The following is a 497-nucleotide window of genomic DNA, read 5'->3' as shown; positions in this document are numbered from 1 at the left end:
CCCTGGGCGTCGAGACCGTTCGGGTCGCCATCGTCTCGGCCGTGGAGACCGTCAACCCAAAGGTGCCCTCGACGCTCGATGCCGCCGCCCTCTGCAAGATGGCCGATCGGGATCAGATCACGGGAGCCTTGCTGGACGGGCCGCTCGCCCTCGACAACGCCATCGACCTCGGCGCGGCACGGATCAAGAAGATCCGCTCGCCCGTCGCCGGCCGGGCCAACATCCTCGTCGTTCCCAATCTCGAGGCCGGCAACATGCTGGCGAAGAGCCTGACCTTCCTGGCCGGCGCCGATGCCGCCGGCATCGTGCTCGGGGCCCGGGTCCCGATCATCCTGACGAGCCGGGCCGATTCACGCGTGACGCGGCTCGCCTCCTGTGCGGTCGCCTCCCTGTTCGCAACCGCGCAGCGGGCCGCGCATCTGCTGCCCGAGGTCTAGCCGATGATCCCGGTCCTGCTCGTGCTGAATGCGGGCTCGTCGAGCCTCAAGTTCCAGGTC

General features: G+C 69.2%; 1 protein-coding gene. It reads left to right on the top strand.

The annotated features are described in order from the left end of the window. A partial coding sequence (locus ACU8YE_RS24515; protein WP_446929993.1) for a phosphate acyltransferase occupies positions 1–437 on the top strand: 437 nt, incomplete at its 5' end. Positions 438–497: the final 60 nt, after the last annotated feature.

Source organism: Ralstonia sp. VS2407 (assembly GCF_052950655.1).
This window is presented reverse-complemented; position numbering and strand designations above follow the sequence as displayed.